General features: G+C 72.4%; 14 protein-coding genes. 6 read left to right on the top strand and 8 right to left on the bottom strand.

Going from position 1 to position 17,880, the window contains the following annotated elements; translation table 11 throughout:
* Nucleotides 1–174 precede the first annotated feature (174 nt).
* Entirely contained in the window at nucleotides 175–630 is a 456-nt protein-coding gene (locus IGA62_RS19505) for a PRC-barrel domain containing protein (RefSeq protein WP_145819428.1), read from the top strand.
* A 49-nt stretch (nucleotides 631–679) separates the two neighbouring features.
* Complete coding sequence (locus tag IGA62_RS19500) at nucleotides 680–1,429, top strand: tyrosine-protein phosphatase (RefSeq protein ID WP_377464245.1); 750 nt, start codon at nucleotides 680–682, stop codon at nucleotides 1,427–1,429.
* Between the two features lie 271 nt (nucleotides 1,430–1,700).
* Here IGA62_RS19500 and IGA62_RS19495 read toward each other — a convergent pair whose 3' ends face one another.
* Both IGA62_RS19495 and IGA62_RS19490 read right to left on the bottom strand, forming a co-directional pair.
* On the bottom strand, nucleotides 1,701–2,798 hold the full coding sequence (locus IGA62_RS19495) for a branched-chain amino acid aminotransferase (protein ID WP_145819429.1): 1,098 nt from the start codon (nucleotides 2,796–2,798) through the stop codon (nucleotides 1,701–1,703).
* 222 nt (nucleotides 2,799–3,020) lie between these two features.
* Nucleotides 3,021–4,052, bottom strand: coding sequence for a 3-isopropylmalate dehydrogenase (locus tag IGA62_RS19490; protein WP_091458223.1), 1,032 nt, complete (start codon nucleotides 4,050–4,052; stop codon nucleotides 3,021–3,023).
* Between the two features lie 220 nt (nucleotides 4,053–4,272).
* Here IGA62_RS19490 and IGA62_RS19485 point away from each other — a divergent pair, with 220 nt between their 5' ends.
* Together IGA62_RS19485 and IGA62_RS19480 are read left to right on the top strand one after the other, a co-directional pair.
* Nucleotides 4,273–5,112 carry an FAD:protein FMN transferase gene (locus tag IGA62_RS19485; protein WP_145819430.1) on the top strand — a complete coding sequence of 280 codons (840 nt, stop codon included), beginning with the start codon at nucleotides 4,273–4,275 and terminating at the stop codon, nucleotides 5,110–5,112.
* Nucleotides 5,113–5,529: 417 nt separating this feature from the next.
* Nucleotides 5,530–5,931: a hypothetical protein gene (locus tag IGA62_RS19480; RefSeq protein WP_145819431.1), complete on the top strand. Its 402-nt coding sequence runs from the start codon at nucleotides 5,530–5,532 to the stop codon at nucleotides 5,929–5,931.
* Between the two features lie 142 nt (nucleotides 5,932–6,073).
* On the opposite strand, the gene serA is transcribed toward IGA62_RS19480, so the two are convergent.
* Nucleotides 6,074–7,669 carry a phosphoglycerate dehydrogenase gene (serA, locus tag IGA62_RS19475; protein WP_145819432.1) on the bottom strand — a complete coding sequence of 532 codons (1,596 nt, stop codon included), beginning with the start codon at nucleotides 7,667–7,669 and terminating at the stop codon, nucleotides 6,074–6,076.
* Nucleotides 7,670–8,016: 347 nt separating this feature from the next.
* Between serA and IGA62_RS19470 the strand changes: the two genes are divergently transcribed.
* Nucleotides 8,017–8,259 (top strand): hypothetical protein, encoded by a 243-nt coding sequence (locus IGA62_RS19470; RefSeq protein ID WP_145819433.1) that lies wholly within the window; start codon nucleotides 8,017–8,019, stop codon nucleotides 8,257–8,259.
* Between the two features lie 67 nt (nucleotides 8,260–8,326).
* Here the strand turns inward: IGA62_RS19470 and ilvC are convergent, their stop codons facing one another.
* The 4 genes from ilvC to IGA62_RS30220 form a co-directional block, all read right to left on the bottom strand.
* Nucleotides 8,327–9,340, bottom strand: coding sequence for a ketol-acid reductoisomerase (ilvC, locus tag IGA62_RS19465; RefSeq protein ID WP_145819434.1), 1,014 nt, complete (start codon nucleotides 9,338–9,340; stop codon nucleotides 8,327–8,329).
* 121 nt (nucleotides 9,341–9,461) lie between these two features.
* Complete coding sequence (gene ilvN, locus IGA62_RS19460) at nucleotides 9,462–9,977, bottom strand: acetolactate synthase small subunit (protein WP_088980265.1); 516 nt, start codon at nucleotides 9,975–9,977, stop codon at nucleotides 9,462–9,464.
* Between the two features lie 82 nt (nucleotides 9,978–10,059).
* A complete protein-coding gene (locus tag IGA62_RS19455) occupies nucleotides 10,060–11,916 on the bottom strand; it encodes an acetolactate synthase large subunit (protein ID WP_145819435.1) in 1,857 nt (618 codons plus the stop codon).
* A gap of 235 nt (nucleotides 11,917–12,151) precedes the next feature.
* A complete protein-coding gene (locus IGA62_RS30220) occupies nucleotides 12,152–14,770 on the bottom strand; it encodes a putative bifunctional diguanylate cyclase/phosphodiesterase (protein WP_232625107.1) in 2,619 nt (872 codons plus the stop codon).
* 129 nt (nucleotides 14,771–14,899) lie between these two features.
* Here IGA62_RS30220 and ilvD point away from each other — a divergent pair, with 129 nt between their 5' ends.
* Complete coding sequence (gene ilvD / locus IGA62_RS19440) at nucleotides 14,900–16,747, top strand: dihydroxy-acid dehydratase (RefSeq protein WP_145819436.1); 1,848 nt, start codon at nucleotides 14,900–14,902, stop codon at nucleotides 16,745–16,747.
* A 108-nt stretch (nucleotides 16,748–16,855) separates the two neighbouring features.
* On the opposite strand, the gene IGA62_RS19435 is transcribed toward ilvD, so the two are convergent.
* A complete protein-coding gene (locus IGA62_RS19435) occupies nucleotides 16,856–17,845 on the bottom strand; it encodes a BtrH N-terminal domain-containing protein (protein ID WP_145819437.1) in 990 nt (329 codons plus the stop codon).
* Between the last annotated feature and the right edge of the window lie 35 nt (nucleotides 17,846–17,880).

The following is a 17,880-nucleotide window of genomic DNA, read 5'->3' as shown; positions in this document are numbered from 1 at the left end:
CGGGGCGTGCCGCACCGGATCCTCCCCCGTGCCGCCCACCGGTGCCGGCCCCACCGCACGCCCCCGCGGGACCGGTCGCGGCGGTCGGGTGTGCGACCGCGACCACGGGGTACGAAGAGCCCTGACGGGAACAGTCTCCGCGATACGACGCAGTCGAGGCAGGAGGGCGGTCCGATGGACAGGCTCGATCCGGGTGCGGCGCACGCCTCGCCGAAGCCGGTGACCGACGACGGACAGGGCGGGTTCGCCGGTGGCGCACCCGCAGGGGCCTTCGACCCCTGGCGCTACCGCGACGAGGCCGGGGTCACCGACGCCGACCTGGCCGGCTACAAGGTCGAGGCGACCGACGGGTCGATCGGGAAGATCGACGAGGCGAGCCACGAGGTCAACGCCAGCTACCTGGTGGTGGACACCGGCCCATGGATCTTCGGCCGGAAGGTGATGCTCCCGGCCGGCACGGTCAACCAGGTCGACCACGACGCCCGTACGGTGTCCGTCGACCGGAGCCGCGACCAGGTCAAGGCCGCGCCGGAGTACGACGAGACCGACACCGACCCGGCATACCGGGACCGGCTGGGCGGCTACTACGACGACACGTACGCGCCCGTGCCACCGGGCACCGCCCGGTAGGTGACCACGACGTGACGGCCGGTGGGGTTCCGCCCCGCCGGCCGTTACCGTGTCGGGTGTGGACACCCCCCAGGTGAATCGACGAATCCCGTTCTCCGCGATGTTCAACTTCCGCGACGTCGGCGGCTACCGAGGCCACGACGGACGCACCGTACGGTGGGGGCGGCTCTACCGCTCCGACTCCCTGCACCGCGTCGACGAGACCGACCGGGCGGCGTTCGCCGCGCTCGGCGTCCGGACGGTGATCGACCTGCGCCGACCGACCGAGGTGGCCCGCGACGGCCGGGTGCCGGCGTACGACGGGCTCACCTACCGCCACATCCACCCGGAGCACCGGTCCTGGGGGGAGCAGATGTACGACCCGGAGACCAGCCTGGCCGGCTTCCTGGTCGACCGGTACGTCGCCCTCGCCACCACCGGCGCGGCCGGGCTGGGCGAGGCGGTCGGGCTGATCGCCGACGCCGAGAACGCCCCGGTCGTGGTGCACTGCGTGGCCGGCAAGGACCGCACCGGCATCGTCTGTGCGCTGACCCTGTCCCTGCTCGGGGTGAGCGACGCGGACATCGCCGCCGACTACGCGCTGAGCACCGAGGCGTCGGCCCGGTTCAGCGCCTGGCTCGCCGCCAGCAACCCGGACGCGGAGGACCCGCCCGCACCGTTCCTCTCCTCACCGGCCGAGACGATGCCGCTCTTCCTCGACGAGCTGCGCGGACGGCACGGATCGGTCGAGGGGTACCTCCGCCACGCCGGACTGACCGACGCGCAGCTCGACGCGCTCCGGACTCACCTGCTGGAGTGAACCGCCGGGTGGAGCCGCCGGGGGCCCGCCCAGGACCGGGGGTGGCTCACGCGGTGACCGACAACTGCCGACATGCTGACTCCCTATGACGCACCGAAGGTTCTGCGTCAGCAAGATAGGTCACCATGGATGACCTCCGGTAGTCCGGCACACCGGTCACAGACTGTGATCAGCGCCTCCACCGGCTGAAACAACGACATCCCGGGGTGATGTCCGATAGTGGACATCACCCCGGGACGCCGACGTGGAGGGGTCACGACCCCCTGACGGGTCAGAACACCCGGTGGACCCAGCCGTGCGGGTCGGCGGTGACGCCGCGCTGGAGGTCGACGAGCTGTTGGCGCAGCTCCATGGTGACCCGGCCGGGCCTGCCCGCCCCGACGGGGAACTCGCCGTCGGGGAAGCGGACGTGCCCGATCGGCGTGATCACGGCGGCCGTGCCACAGGCGAAGACCTCGCGCAACCGCCCGCTCACCGCGTCGGCCTGCCAGTCGGCGAAGCTGACCGACCGCTCCTGAACGGTCAGTCCCGCCTCGGCGGCCAGGGTCAGCACCGACTCCCGGGTGATGCCGGGCAGGATGCTGCCGGTCAGCGGCGGGGTCACCAGCGTGCCGTCGTCGTAGACGAAGAAGACGTTCATGCCGCCCAGCTCGTCGACGAAGCGCCGCTCGACCGCGTCCAGGAAGACCACCTGGTCGCAGCCGTGCTCGATCGCCTCGGCCTGGGCCGCCAGCGAGGCCGCGTAGTTGCCGCCGCACTTCGCCGCACCGGTGCCGCCCGGCGCGGCCCGGGTGTAGTCCGGGGAGATCCAGACCTTCACCGGCTTGACCCCACCGGAGAAGTACGACCCGACCGGGGCGGCGATCAGGACGTAGAGGTACTCCCGGGCCGGCCGGACACCGAGGAAGACCTCACTGGCGAACATGAACGGTCGCAGGTAGAGACTGCCGTCCTCGCCGGTCGGGATCCACTCCCGGTCGATCTCGATCAGCCGGTGCAGCGAGTCGAGGAACGCCTCCGGCGGCAGCGGGGGCATCGCCAGCCGTTCGGCCGAGGCGACGAACCGGTCGGCATTGGCCTCCGGACGGAACAGCGTCACCCCGCCGTCGGCGGTGCGGTACGCCTTGAGCCCTTCGAAGATCTCCTGCGCGTAGTGCAGCACGGCGCTGGCAGGGTCCATCGGGATCGGGGCGCGGGCCTCGACCCGGGCGTCGTACCAGCCCTTGCCCTCCGCATAGCGGATCGTGACCATGTGATCGGTGAAGACCCGGCCGAAACCGGGGTCGACCAGCAGCGCGGCCCGGTCGGCGGCGGATACGGGCGCGGGGTTCCGACGGATCTCGAATTCGAGCTTGTCACCACCGCTCATCGCGCTGACCTCCCTGGGACGACGTCACGGCGTGCTGGAGCGCACGCCGAAGGACTGGTGTTGTGGAACTTACCCCGAACGGCCGTTCAGCGGGAGGGCCGACCGACGCTCCGGCGCTACGTTGCGTGACGCCGGGGCTGGTTGCAGGGGACCCCTCCTCATCACGAGACGGTAGGAGGGGTCCCCTGCAACCAGCGTCCGGGTAACGGACTGTGCGGGCGGTCAGCCGGCCGCGTACTCGGCCAGGCGGTCGCCCACCTCGTCGGTGCGCAGCGGTACGCCCGGCGCCCGGTTCGCCAGTTCGCTGGCTACGGCCTCGGTGACCCGGCTGGCGGCGTCGGCGTGGCCGAGCTGTTCCAGCAGCAGCGCGGCGGAGAGCACGGCGGCCACCGGGTCGGCGACGCCCTTACCGGCGATGTCCGGGGCCGAGCCGTGCACCGGCTCGAACATCGAGGGGTAACGGCCCTCCGGGTTGATGCAGCCGCTGGCGGCCAGCCCGATGCCGCCGGTGACGGCGGCGGCGATATCGGTCAGGATGTCGCCGAAGAGGTTGTCGGTGACCACCACGTCGTACCGCTGCGGTTGCGTCACCAGGAACATCGCGGCGGCGTCGACGTGCTGGTACTCGGTGGTCACGTCGGGGTGCTCGGCGGCGACCGCCGCGAAGGCACGGGCCCAGAGCGAGCCGGCGTGGGTGAGCACGTTGGTCTTGTGCACCAGGGTGACCTTGCGCCGTTCCCGGCGGCCCGCGCGGGCGAAGGCGTCCCGGATCACCCGTTCCACGCCGTGCCGGGTGTTCAGGCTCTCCTCGGTGGCCACCTCGGCGGCAGTGTCCCGGTGCAGCGAGCCGCCCGCGCCGGCGTAGAGCCCCTCGGTGCCCTCCCGGACCACCACCAGGTCGACCTCGCCCGGCTTGACGGTGGCGAGCGGCCCGGTGACGCCCGGCCAGAGGCGGGACGGACGGAGGTTGACGTACTGGTCGAAGGCGAAACGGAGCTTGAGCAGCAGGCCGCGCTCCAGCACGCCCGGCGGGACGGTCGGGTCGCCGACCGCGCCGAGCAGGATCGCGTCGTGCCCGGCCAGCTCGGTCAGGACCGAGTCCGGCAGCACCTCGCCGGTGCGGTGGTAACGGGCGGCGCCGAGGTCGTACCCGGTGGCCTCCACCCCGGGGAGGACGGCGTCGATGACCTTACGGGCCTGCGTGACCACCTCGGGCCCGATCCCGTCCCCGGCCACCACCGCGATCCGCGTCACGTTCCACTCCTCAGCTCACCGTTGAACTCGTACGTTACGACGCCGTCCCGCCTCCCGGTACGTTGCGCCCAGGATATGGGATATGGAGATGCACAGCAGCTTTCCAGGTGACATTCATGGTCCAGTCACCTCGGCCCCCTAGGGTGGGGGTCGCGCGGGTCACGGGGGCCCGTGACGGAGGGTCGGCGACGGCGCGGCACCGTCCGGAGGGAGCAGGCACATGCGCATCGAGGAACAGACCCGGACGCGGTGGGTGGACCAACCCACCCACGTCAGCCGCCGTCCCGACCTGCGGCTCGGCGGTCGCGGCCTGCTCGACCGCTGGGGTGCGGTGGCCACCGACCGGCTCACCGTCACGCACACCGTGCGCACCTCGACCGGTGAGTACACCCTCGTCCTGAACGCCCCCGAGTGGCTCGGACGGCGGGGGGTCGGCGAGGCGCTGCGCGACGCCGTCGCCGAGCTGCGCGCCATCGACCTGACCTACGGACCCGGTCGACCGCAGAGCCTGGTCTCCCGGCTGCGCCGGGGCGAGATCGGCACCGAGTCGTACACCCCCCTGGCCGACCTGGTCAACCGCTGCACCGCGATGCGGGCCGCGACCGACGGTTGGTTCGACGCCTGGGCGGTGCCCGGCGGCTTCGACCCGGGTGGCCTGCTCGGCGGGTGGGCGGTGGAGCGGGCCGCCGCCCGGTTACGCGCCGCCGGGGTGCACGACTACGCCGTGGTCGCCGGCGCGGACCTGGTCGTCCGGGGACACGCCCCGCACGGCGGACCGTGGCGGGTGGCGGTGCACCACCCGGACGGCGAACACGCCCCGCTGGTGCTGGAGATGACCGCCGGCGCGATCGGCACCTCCGGGGTCAGCGGCCGGCGCGACCACGTGGTCGACCCGCACACCGGGGAGCCGGCCCGCCAGATGACCGCCGCCACCGTGGTGGGGCCGGACCTGGCGGTCGCGGACGCGTACGCCACCGCCCTCTACGCCGCCGGCCCGGCGGGGCTGGCCTGGTTCGCCGACGGGTCGAACTACCGGCCGCTCTTCGGCCACCGGCACTGACCCGCCTCACCCACCGGCACGCCCGCCGAGGCACCGGCACTGACCCGCCGACGGCTCCAGCACGACTCGCTGGGCGCGGCTGCGGCGGCAGGCGGCAGGGGGGCACGGAACGGGAAGAAGCGCGATCGGCTCCCACGGTCGCGGCAACGACGGTGGGAGCCGGTCAGCGACGAGTGCGCGTGGCTCGCGCATCCGAGGGGTGCGGAACCGAAAGGCCGGACGCCGGACACCGTCACCCGAAGACAGGTCGACGCCGCGAGTTCGTTCGGTAACCGCACGTGTACGCTAGCGAACCCTCGTGGACCGCCGCAAGGGTCTCCACAGCGGACCGTCCCGGTACGACGCTGCGGGTTCCCCTCCGGACGGTCCAACGGGGTCGGTGACACGGCGGGTCGACCGGATGGCACGCTGTCCGCCGTGAGTTTCGATCTGAGCGTGTGGGCCCTACCGGAAGGGGCCTCCCCCGCCGACGTGCGGGCGGCCGTGCAGCGGTGCCGTCAGGGACAGCACGTCGAGAGCTATCCCGACCCCCGGGTGGTCGCCTTCTACCGGGCGATCACCGCCAGCTACCCGGACCGTCCCGGGCCGGGATCGCCGTGGGAGGTGACGCCGTTGCACGCCGCCGCCGACCACGTGGCGATGTACCTCTATCCGACCTGTGAGGACCAGGTCCTCCTGGACATCGAACGGCTCGCCGCCGAGAACAACCTGATGCTCTTCGACCCCCAGGACGGCTCCGTCTACCCGCCGCCCGCGGCCGTCCCCTCCCCCGTCCACCGCGGCTCCGCTCCCGCGCCCCAGGGCACCCGCGTCGTCTAGGACCGGTCACCGGGGGACGCCCTGGTGACCGGGAGCGGGCACCGACCCGCCGGGATGTCCGGGCCGGGAACGCGCGAGCCCGACGACGGCACCGGGGCCCGGCCGTCGCTGGCCGGGCCCCGGTGCCGTACGGGGTGTCGGACTACTCGTCGCGCAGGTCGGCGGCGGAGGCGGCGGTCGCGCCGATCGACTCGGCGGCCGAGGTGAGCAGGTCCGCGCCGAGGGCCTGGTCGACGGTGAGCGTCATCAGCGTCTCGCCACCGGCCTCGCGGCGGGCCACCTGCATGGCCGCGATGTTGATGCCGGCCTCGCCGAGCAGCGTACCGACGGTGCCGACCACGCCGGGACGGTCGACGTAGCGGAGGAAGAGCAGAATGCCCTCCGCGCCGATCTCCACGTCGAATCCGTCGACCTCGGTCAGCTTGATGACGTCGCGTCCGCCGCTGCTGGCGACGGTGCCCGACACGCTGACCGTACGGCCGTCGGGCAGCGCGCCCCGGACGGAGACCAGGGTCGGCTGGTCGGCCTCGGCCTGGCTGGACAGGGTGACCTCGACGCCGCGCTCGGCGGCGAGGTGCGGGGCGTTGACGTAGGTGACCTGCTCCTCGACGACCGAGCTGAACAGCCCCTTGGTCGCGGCGAGCTTGAGCACCGAGACGTCGTGGTTGGCGATCTCGCCGCGCACCTCGACGGTGACGCTGGCGGCCACCCCGCCGGCCACGGCGGTGAACGCCCGACCGAGCTTCTCGGCCAGCGGCAGCAGCGGCCGGACGTCCTCGGCGACCACGCCGCCGGCCTGGACGTTCACCGCGTCCGGCACGAACTCGCCCTGGAGGGCGAGCTTGACGCTCTTGGCCACCGCGAGACCGGCCTTGTCCTGCGCCTCGTGGGTGGAGGCGCCCAGGTGCGGGGTGGCCACCACGTTGTCGAAGGCGAACAGCGGCGAGGAGGTGCAGGGCTCCTTGGCGTAGACGTCGACGCCGGCACCGGCGACCCGGCCCTCGGCGATGGCGTCCGCGAGGGCCTGCTCGTCGACCAGGCCACCCCGGGCGGCGTTGACGATCCGTACGCCCGGTTTGACGATCGCCAGTTCCTTCTCGCCGATCAGGCCGACCGTCTCCGGCGTCTTCGGCAGGTGGATCGAGATGAAGTCGCTCTCCCGGAGCAGCTCCTCCAGTCCGACCAGGCGGACCCCGAGCTGGGCCGCGCGGGCCGGCTGGATGTAGGGGTCGTACGCGATCAGCCGGGTGCCGAAGGCGGCGATGCGGGACGCGAACAGGACGCCGATACGGCCCAGGCCGACCACGCCGACCGTCTTGCCCTGGATCTCGACGCCGGTGTACTTGGACCGCTTCCACTCCCCCGCCTTGAGCGCGGCGCTGGCGCTGGCGGTGTTGCGGGCCACGGCCAGCAGCAGGGCGACGGCCTGCTCGGCGGCGGAGACGATGTTCGAGGTGGGCGCGTTGACCACCATCACGCCCCGGGCGGTGGCGGCGGGCACCTCGACGTTGTCCAGACCGACGCCCGCACGGGCGACCACCTTGAGCCGGGGCGCGGCGGCGACGGCCTCCGCGTCGATCTGGGTGGCACTGCGCACGATCACCGCGTCGGCCTCGGCGAGGGCGGAGAGCAGCGCCGGGCGGTCGGTGCCGTCGACGTGGCGTACGTCGAAGTCGTGGGCGAGCACCTCGATGGCGGCGGGAGCGAGTTCTTCGGCGATCAGTACGACAGGATTCATCGGTCCTCGTAGATATCGTCAGGGCGGTCGGCTACCTCGACGGGACGCCGCGCTGCGCCCTGTGCTTGACCGGGGCCATGGGCCGTGCGGGTGCCGGCAGCACCTACCGCGGTGGCGTGCGGGTGCCGGGAACACCTACCCGCGATGGTAGGCCGCCGCCCACTGCGGCCGTCCCAGGTACCGGGGTGAGGGCCCTCACACACCAGCCGGGCATGAGACGGTTCTCGACCGAACGTGCGGATCCGACGCGAGCACCGGAACGCCTCACCCGTCCGTCATCGTCCGTTCAACCGCTGGCCGGGCCCTGCTAAAGGGGAGACCACACCCGTACGGGGAGGGAGTCGCCGATGTCGCTCGTCGTCCGGATCGCGCTGCTACGCCCACTGGCCCGACGCCGGCCTCTGCGACGGGGTCCACGGCTGACCGAGGCGTTGGTCACCCGGTCCCACCACCTGAGCGTGCTGCCCGGCGCGCGGCTGCGGCCCGGGAGGCGGTTACCGGCGGTCGTCCCGCCACCGGCGGGCCCGGTGGCTGCTCTGGTGGTCTGCCCTGCCTCGCAGCCGGGCACCGTGGAGCAGGCCGCGACATGACGGCGGCCCGTGGCCGGACGCCGGGGAGGGCGTCGGCCACGGGCCGTGTCGGTACGACCCGACCGGGTCAGGCGGTCTCGGTGAGCGGACGGTCGACCCAGCTCATCATGCCGCGCAGCTTCTGGCCGGTCTCCTCGATCGGGTGCGCCGCGCCCTCGGCCTGCCACTTGCGGTAGTTCGGGCGGCCCGCGTCGTCCTCGGCGATCCACTCACGGGCGAACTCGCCGGACTGGACCTCGGAGAGGATCTTGCGCATCTCCTCCTTGACCCGGGCGTCGATCACCCGCGGTCCCCGGGACAGGTCGCCGTACTCGGCGGTGTCGGAGATGCTGTAGCGCATCCGGGCGATGCCGCCCTCGTACATCAGGTCGACGATGAGCTTCAGTTCGTGCAGGCACTCGAAGTAGGCCACCTCGGGGGCGTACCCGGCCTCGGTGAGCACCTCGAAACCGGTCTGCACCAGCGCGGACGCGCCACCGCAGAGCACCGCCTGCTCGCCGAAGAGGTCGGTCTCGGTCTCCTCCTTGAAGGTGGTCCTGATCACGCCGGCCCGGCTGCCACCGATGCCCTTCGCGTACGACAGGGCCAGGGCGAGCGCGTCGCCCGAGGCGTCCTGCTCGACGGCGACCAGGCAGGGCACGCCCTTGCCGTCGACGTACTGGCGGCGGACCAGGTGACCCGGGCCCTTCGGGGCGACCATCGCCACGTCCACGTCGGCCGGGGGCTTGATCAGCCCGTACCGGATGTTGAAGCCGTGGCCGAAGAAGAGGGCCTTGCCGGCAGTCAGGTTCGGGGCGATCGACTCGGCGTAGAGCTTGCGCTGCGCGGTGTCCGGGGCGAGGATCATGATCACGTCGGCCTCGGCCGACGCCTCCGCCGGGGTGAGCACCCGCAGCCCCTGCTCCTCGGCCTTGGCCCGGCTCTTCGAGCCCTCGGGCAGACCGATCACCACGTCGACGCCCGAGTCACGCAGCGACAGCGCGTGGGCGTGGCCCTGGCTGCCGTAGCCGATCACCGCGACCTTCCGGCCCTGGATCAGGCTCAGGTCGGCGTCGTCGTCGTAGAACACCTCAACGCTCATGAGAACTTCCCTTTCGTACGACGGCCCGGGTGGCCCGTCGTGGTCGGTGCGGCTGGGTTTCCGGCGGCGCGCGACGCCGGTCCGGTCGGGCTCCGGCGGCGCGCGCCGCTCATCTGTCGGGTCAGGCGGCCCGCAGCGACGGACCGGCGGTGATGGAGCGCGATCCGCGCCCGATCGCCACCGTGCCCGACTGGACCATTTCCTTGATGCCGAAGGGTTCGAGGTCACGCAGAAGTGCGTCCAGCTTGTCGGGGGTGCCGGTCGCCTCGATGGTCAACGTGTCCGGGGCGACGTCGACCACCCGGGCGCGGAAGAGGTTCACCGTCTCCAGCACCTGGCTCCGGGCCGCCCGGTCGGCGCGCACCTTGACCAGCAGGAGCTCCCGGGCGACCGAGACCTGCGGGTCCAGCTCAACGATCTTGAGCACGTTGACGAGCTTGTTGAGCTGCTTGGTGACCTGCTCCAGCGGCGAGGACTCGGCGTTGACCACGATGGTGATCCGGGAGACGTCCGGGTTCTCCGTCTCGCCGACGGCCAGGCTGTCGATGTTGAACCCGCGCCGGGAGAAGAGCCCGGAGACCCGGGCCAGTACGCCCGGCTTGTTCTCCACCAGAACCGACAGCGTGTGCAGGTTCATGCCACGGCCTCGCTTCGCTCGGTCGCGCCCGGGCGCGACATCCGACTGCGCTTGCTGATTCGTTCGCCTCGGCCACCCATGGTCAGACGTCGTCCTCGTCGAAGGCCGGGCGGACGCCACGGGCGAACATGATCTCGTCGTTGCTGGTGCCGGCGGCGACCATCGGCCAGACCATCGCGTCCTTGCCGACCACGAAGTCGATCACCACCGGCGCGTCGTCGATCGCCATCGCGGCCTCGATGGTCTTGTCCACGTCGGCGGCGTTCTCGCAGCGCAGCCCGACGCAGCCGAGCGCCTCGGCCAGCTTGACGAAGTCCGGGATGCGGTGCTTGTGGGTGCCCAGCTCGGTGTTGGAGTAGCGCTCCCCGTAGAAGAGGGTCTGCCACTGCCGCACCATGCCCAGGTTGCCGTTGTTGATGATCGCAATCTTGACCGGGATGCCCTCCAGGGCACAGGTGGCCAGCTCCTGGTTGGTCATCTGGAAACAACCGTCGCCGTCGACCGCCCAGACCACCGTGTCCGGCTTGCCGACCTTCGCGCCCATCGCGGCCGGGACCGCGTACCCCATCGTGCCGGCACCGCCGGAGTTCAGCCAGGTGTACGGCTTCTCGTACGAGATGAACTGGGCCGCCCACATCTGGTGCTGCCCGACGCCGGCCACGTAGATCGCGTCCGGGCCGACGATCTCGCCGAGCCGCTTGATCACGTACTGCGGGGCGAGGGTGCCGTCGGCGGGCTCGTCGTAGCCGAGCGGGTAGCGCCCACGCAGGTCGTCGAGCTGCGCCCACCAGTCGGTCAGGTCCGCCGTCCGACCGGCGGCGTGCTCGACGGTGACCGCGCCGATCAGCTCGTCGATCACCTGCCGGGCGTCACCGACGATCGGCACGTCCGCCGTCCGGTTCTTGCCGATCTCGGCCGGGTCGATGTCGGCGTGCACCACCGCCGCGCCGGGGGCGAACGAGTCCAGCCGACCGGTCACCCGGTCGTCGAAGCGCGCCCCCAGCGCCACGATCAGGTCGGACTTCTGCAACGCGTACACCGCGGCGACCGTGCCGTGCATGCCGGGCATGCCCAGGTGCTGCTCGTGCGAGTCGGGGAACGCCCCGCGCGCCATCAGCGTGGTGACCACCGGGATGCCGGTCAGCTCGGCGAGCCGGCGCAGCCCCTCGGTGGCCCCGGCCTTGAGCACGCCGCCGCCGACGTAGAGCACCGGCCGGCGGGAGCCGGTCATCAGCCGGGCCGCCTCCCGGATCTGCTTGCCGTGCGGGTGCAGGGTCGGCCGGTAGCCGGGCAGGTCGAGGGTGGGCGGCCAACTGAACGTGGTCTGCGCCTGGAGGACGTCCTTGGGGATGTCGACCAGCACCGGCCCGGGACGCCCGGTGGCGGCCAGGTGGAACGCCTCGGCCAGCACCTGCGGGATCTCCTCGGGGGTCTGCACGAGGAAGTTGTGCTTGGTGATCGGCAGCGTGATGCCCTGGATGTCCGCCTCCTGGAAGGCGTCCGTGCCGATCGCCGGGCGCGGCACCTGGCCGGTGATCGCCACCAGCGGCACCGAGTCCATGTACGCGTCGGCGATCGGGGTGACCAGGTTCGTCGCGCCGGGGCCGGAGGTCGCCATGCACACCCCGACCCGGCCGGTGGCCTGCGCGTACCCGGTCGCCGCGTGTCCCGCGCCCTGCTCGTGCCGGACCAGGATGTGCCGGACCCGGGAGTCGTAGAGCGGGTCGTACGCCGGCAGGATCGCCCCGCCGGGGATGCCGAACACCACGTCGACGCCGAGTGCCTCGAGCGAGCGCACCAGCGAACCGGCACCGGAGACCTGGAGCGGGGTGACCGGGGCGGGTACCGCCGGAACGGCGGCGCGGTCGGTGGCGGGCTCGGCGCTCGTGCGGGCTCGCCGAGCGGAGTGGGCGAGGGTCTCTGGCGTGGGTCTCGTCATGGCGGTTCTGGCCTTCGGCTCGGGTGAGTGGCTCGTCAAGCAGTGCAACGCGGGCGGGGCCCGCCCCGATGGGTCCAACGGCAATAAAAACGGCCCACGTGCAGACACGCACGGGGCCAGCGCACTCTCACGAGGAGGAGAGTGCGCTCAGGTAAGTACTCGCGGGAAGCGGAACGACGGCATGGGGACAGCCTGACGCATCTCACGCGATGAGTCAACTGGTCTCACATATTGGTCAACGGTGTGCCGCGCCACCGCGTATGTCCGGCGCCACACCCGGCCCGACCTGCGTCGATGCCACATCGTTGACGATCTGGTCGGACGCGCCCTCCGGCAGCGATGCCGGAACGGCGCGCGGCGCCGGGGGCGGTGCCGTCCCGGCGCGCGGTGCGGGAACGGCGCGCGGCGCTGGGGGCGGTGCCGTCCCGGCGCGCGGGGCCGGTGGCGGTGCGGCAGTCGGCTCCGACGGCCGGCTCTCCGCCGGGTCGCCGCCGGTGACCGGGGCCGGCCGCGCCAGGGTCGCGGCGTCGAGCATCGCCTCCAGGTGCTCCGCCGGTACGCCCCAACCGAAGAGCGCCCCCTGCCCGAACCGGCAGCCGGCGGCGACCACCGCGGCCAGTTCGGTCGGCGAGGTGACCCCCTCGGCGATCACCTCCAGGCCGAGCTGGTGGCCCAGCCGCATCACGACGTCGACCATCGGCGCGAACGGCGGCCCGTCCCGGTCCACCGGAGCGACCGGCTCGTGCTCGGCGACCAGACTGTGGTCGATCTTGAGGATGTCGATCGGCAGCCGGCGGAGCTGCCCCAGGGACGAGTACCCGGCCCCGAAGTCGTCCAGGGCGATCCGCACCCCGGTACGACGCAGCGCGGTCAACCGCCGGATCAGCTCGTCGACATCGGTCGCCACGGTGTGCTCGGTCACCTCCAGCACCAACCGTTGCGGCGGCACCCGGTGCGCCCGCAGCGCCTCGGCGACCTGGGCGACGTACGCCTCGGCGTGCAGTTCCCGGGGGGAGACGTTCACCGACACCCAGACGTCGTGACCGTCGGCCAGCCAGCGGGAGAGCTGGAGGCATGCCTGGTCGAGCACCCACGCGCCGAGCGCGGCGATCATGCCGCACTCCTCGGCGAGTGGGATGAACTCGTCCGGGCGGACGTTGCCCAGCTGCGGGTGGTGCCAGCGCAGCAGCGCCTCCGCCCCGACCGGACGCACCGACGGCAGGGAGGCCACCGGCTGGAACGCCAGGCGCAGCTCGCCGCGCCCGATCGCCCCGCGCAGCTCGTGCTCCACCGTCGTCCGGCGACGCAGCATCCGCTCGTACGTGGCGTCGTACCGCTCGACCCGGTTCTTGCCCTGCTGCTTGGCGTGGCGCAGCGCCAGGTCGGCGTGGCGCAGCAGCACCTCGACGTCCGACTCGTCGGCTTGGCGCGGCACCGGCGTGCCGTCCGGCCCCGTTCCGCCGGGCGACCGGTCGGCCTGCTGGGGAACAGCCGCGCCGTCCGGCCGGTCGGCCTGCTGGGGAGCAGCGGCGCTCTCCGGCCGGTCGGCCCGGTGGGGATCGGCCGCGCCGTCCGGGTCGCCCCGTCCGGCGACACCGACGCTCACCGAGAGGAAGACCGGCCCGTCCGGCTGCTCGTACGCCTCGCCCAGCGCGTGCAGCAGTTCCCGGGCGAGGCGGTCGACATCCTGCGGGCTCCGGTGGGTCAGCACCGCGAACTCGTCCCCGCCGAGTCGGGCGGGGAGGTCGCCGGGGCCCTGGTGGGCGCGCAGCCGCCGCCCCACCTCGGCGAGCACCGCGTCACCGACGTCGTGCCCCCGCATGTCGTTGACGTGCTTGAACCCGTCCAGGTCGAGACCGAGCAGCGCCACCGGCTCACGGCCGGCGACGGCGGACGCCAGCGCACGCAGCAGCCCTCGTCGGTTCGCCAGCCCGGTCAGTGGATCGGTGTGGGCCAGTTCACGGAAGTGCGCCTCCCGCTCGGCCAGCCGGGCGGCGTACCCGCGCATGTCGTGCAGGGTGAGGTACTGGCGGGTGACCAGCGCGAAGCCCTCGAGGCTGCCGGCGGTGATCGCGAAGGCGTCGAAGCGGCCGTCCTGGAGAAGGTGGTACGCCGCCGACGCGGCCATGGCGATCATCGGGATGAAGGCGTACTCGCTGTCCCGGCGGATCAGGTCGGCCGCGACCTGGCCGGGCGGGTCGGTGGTGTGCACGGCGAGCCCGGCGCTGAGCAGCCCGACGGCGAGCAGCACCGCACCGGCGAGGGCCAGCCGGGTGCCGCCCCCGCAGAGTCCCCCGGCCACCCCCAACCCGCCGAAGACCGTGTTGGTGACGCCGCAGCAGAGCCCGGCCAGGCGGGCCCGGGGGCGGGGCGCGCGGGCGGCGACGACCGCGTTCAGCCCCGCGGCGAGGGCCGCGCTGACCGTGGCGAACAGGATCGGCGCGCAGGTCAGGTGCGTCGCGTCACCGAGCAGGCGGGTCGGCTCGGAGAAGAGCACCCAGCCGACGAACCAGAACGCCGCCGCCGTGATCACCCCGTCGAGGAGCAGCCGGACCGCCCCGGACGGCGATCCGACGACCCCGGGCATCCGGAGCAGCCCGGCGCAGCCCAGGAAGCCGCTCACCGCGATGCCGATCGAGACCGCGGTCGCCCAGCCTGTTCGTTCCCCCGAGTGGGACCCGTGTACGGCGGCGGCGACCAGCCCGGTGGCCAGGCTGAGCGTCGCGACCGCGGCGCCGGCGGCCAGCAGCAGGTGGGCCTGTCGGTATCCGCCGCTCCGGTGCCGGACCGAGACGAGCAGCAGACAGGTGGCCGCCGTCGCCCCGAGCCCGCTCAGCGTCGCAACCGCGATCATGACCGGGGAGAACTGCACAGGGTCAACTCTGCCGGACGGCGCGCGAGCGCGGGGGGCGGGGTGTGCATCTGTTGGGACACGGCGTGATCGCCGCCGACGGACCGGGCCGGTGGTGCCACACTTGACCCCATGCCTGAGCTGCGGTCGAGGACCTCCACCCACGGTCGGACGATGGCCGGTGCCCGGGCCCTGTGGCGGGCCACCGGGATGACCGACGACGACTTCGGCAAGCCGATCGTCGCCATCGCCAACAGTTTCACCCAGTTCGTACCCGGACACGTCCACCTCAAGGACCTCGGCGGCCTGGTCGCCGACGCGGTCGCCGAGGCCGGCGGGGTGGGACGGGAGTTCAACACCATCGCGGTGGACGACGGCATCGCCATGGGGCACGGCGGGATGCTCTACTCGCTGCCCAGCCGGGAGCTGATCGCCGACGCGGTCGAGTACATGGTCAACGCGCACTGCGCGGACGCCCTGGTCTGCATCTCGAACTGCGACAAGATCACGCCGGGCATGCTGCTGGCCGCGTTGCGGCTGAACATCCCGACCGTCTTCGTCTCCGGCGGCCCGATGGAGGCCGGCAAGACGGTGGCGATCGAGGGGATCGTGCACTCCAAGATCGACCTGATCGACGCGATGATCGCCTCGTCGAACGAGGCCGTCACCGAGGACCAGCTCGGCGAGATCGAGCGCTCCGCCTGCCCGACCTGCGGCTCCTGCTCCGGCATGTTCACCGCCAACTCGATGAACTGCCTCACCGAGGCGATCGGGCTGGCCCTGCCCGGCAACGGCTCGACACTCGCCACCCACGCCGCGCGCCGGTCGCTCTTCGTCGAGGCCGGCCGCACCGTCGTGGAGATCGCCAAGCGCTGGTACGACGGGGACGACGCCTCGGTGCTGCCCCGGGCGATCGCCAACCGGTCGGCGTTCGAGAACGCCGTCGCGCTGGACGTGGCGATGGGCGGCTCGACCAACACGATCCTGCACCTGCTCGCCGCCGCCCGCGAGGCGGAACTGGGCTTCGACGTCGCCGACATCGACGCGATCTCCCGGCGGGTGCCCTGCCTGGCGAAGGTCGCCCCGAACTCGCCGCAGTACCACATGGAGGACGTGCACCGGGCCGGCGGCATCCCGGCCATCCTCGGTGAGCTGGACCGCGCCGGCCTGCTGCACCGGGACGTCTCGTCGGTGCACTCGCCCTCGCTGCAGCGCTGGCTGGCCGACTGGGACGTACGGGGAGGCTCGCCGAAGCCGGAGGCGGTCGAGCTGTTCCACGCCGCCCCCGGCGGGGTGCGCACCACCCAGCCGTTCTCCACCACCAACCGCTGGTCCACCCTGGACACCGACGCGGCCGGTGGCTGCATCCGGGACCGCGCGCACGCGTACTCCGCCGACGGCGGCCTGGCCATCCTGCACGGCAACCTCGCTCCGGACGGCTGCGTGGTGAAGACCGCCGGGGTGCCCGAGGAGTGCCTGACCTTCCGCGGCCCGGCGAAGGTCTACGAGTCGCAGGACGACGCGGTGACGGCGATCCTCGCCAAGGAGGTCGTCGCCGGGGACGTGGTGGTGATCCGGTACGAGGGCCCCCGGGGCGGGCCGGGCATGCAGGAGATGCTCTACCCCACCTCGTTCCTCAAGGGACGCGGGCTCGGTCGGTCCTGTGCGCTGCTCACCGACGGCCGGTTCTCCGGCGGCACCTCCGGCCTGTCGATCGGGCACGTCTCCCCCGAGGCCGCCTCCGGTGGGCTGATCGCGCTGGTCGAGCCGGGCGACGAGATCGTCATCGACATACCGGGCCGGTCGATCTCGCTCGACGTACCCGAGGACGTGCTGGCAGCCCGGCGGATCGCCCAGGAGAAGCGCGACAAGCCGTACACGCCGGTGGACCGGGAGCGTCCGGTCTCCGCCGCGCTGCGGGCGTACGCCTCGATGGCGACCTCGGCCAGCGACGGCGCGTACCGCCGCGTGCCGGAGTAGCGCCGGGCGCCGGGCGCCCGCTCGGGTGTTTGCAGGGGACCCTTCCTACCGCTTTTTGATGAGGAGGGGTCCCCTGCAACCACCGCAGGGCAGCGCGATCAGGCAAAGTCAGTCCGGGCGAACGCCGGCCAGGACCTGCATGGCGTGGCGTTCCCGGTCGGCGAGTTCGGTGAGGAACGCCGAGGCGCGGGCCAGATGTTCCGGGTCACCGGTTTCTCCGGCGGCCGTGATCTGGCGGGCGACCTCGGTCCACAACGGGGCGATCTCGGCGTACCGCTGGTGACCCAGACGGACGTTGTCGTCGTCGACGATGGTGGCGCATTCGGCGAGGAAGTCGCGGTACATGTTGCGAAACAGCGCGCCACCGGTCCCGCCGCGTTCCATCAGCGTCGCGGCCAGTGGGAGGTCCCGGGACGGGTCACTGGATCGGTCGAGCCATCGCGTCACCTGTCGGGCCGCCTTGTCGATGCCACGGTGACCGAGGTTGGCGATGGGTGGATGGAGAAAGACCTGCGCATTGTTGCGGATGGACGTCCGGATGGCGTGAGCCAGGTCGGGCCGGCGAGCGGGGCTCGCGATGGTGAAGGAGCGGTTGCGGGCGGTCATCGGTCCGCGTTCGTTGCGGGCCCGTTCCAGATTCGTCAGCGAGGTCGTCACCGCGCCGCCCTGCTGGGCGGTGTCGACCAGGTAGGCGTGGCTGTCGTCGTAGCCGTACATCGCGACGCAGTGACCACCGAAGTGGACCTTGGTGGTGAAGTAGTCCAGGTGGTAGGAGTCCAGTTGCAGGCCGACCGGGCGTCCGGTGGTCAGCGCGTCGACGACGTTCTGCCAGGCCCTACGGGGGGACGCGGTCTCCTGGATGTGCAGCGTCAGGCCCAGCCGGTCGGCCACCGTCCGGGTGATCGTGGTCGGCTTGGTGCGGCCCCCGAGGAACGGGAAATCCATGCTCTTGGCATCCCAGTAGACGAAGCCCAGCCCCTCGCCGAGGCCGAACAACATCGGCTCGGACAGGTCGACGCCCTCGTGGCGCAGCAGGGCACCGAGCGTGGTGGTCTCGCAGTGGCGACCGGCGGGAAACGCCACGTCCTCGATGATCATCGGGTCTCCTGACGTGCTGGCCGGGACGGGCCGGA

It is taken from the genome of Micromonospora sagamiensis (assembly GCF_014680085.1).
In the GTDB taxonomy this organism is placed as follows: Bacteria; Actinomycetota; Actinomycetes; order Mycobacteriales; family Micromonosporaceae; genus Micromonospora; species Micromonospora inyonensis.
This window is presented reverse-complemented; position numbering and strand designations above follow the sequence as displayed.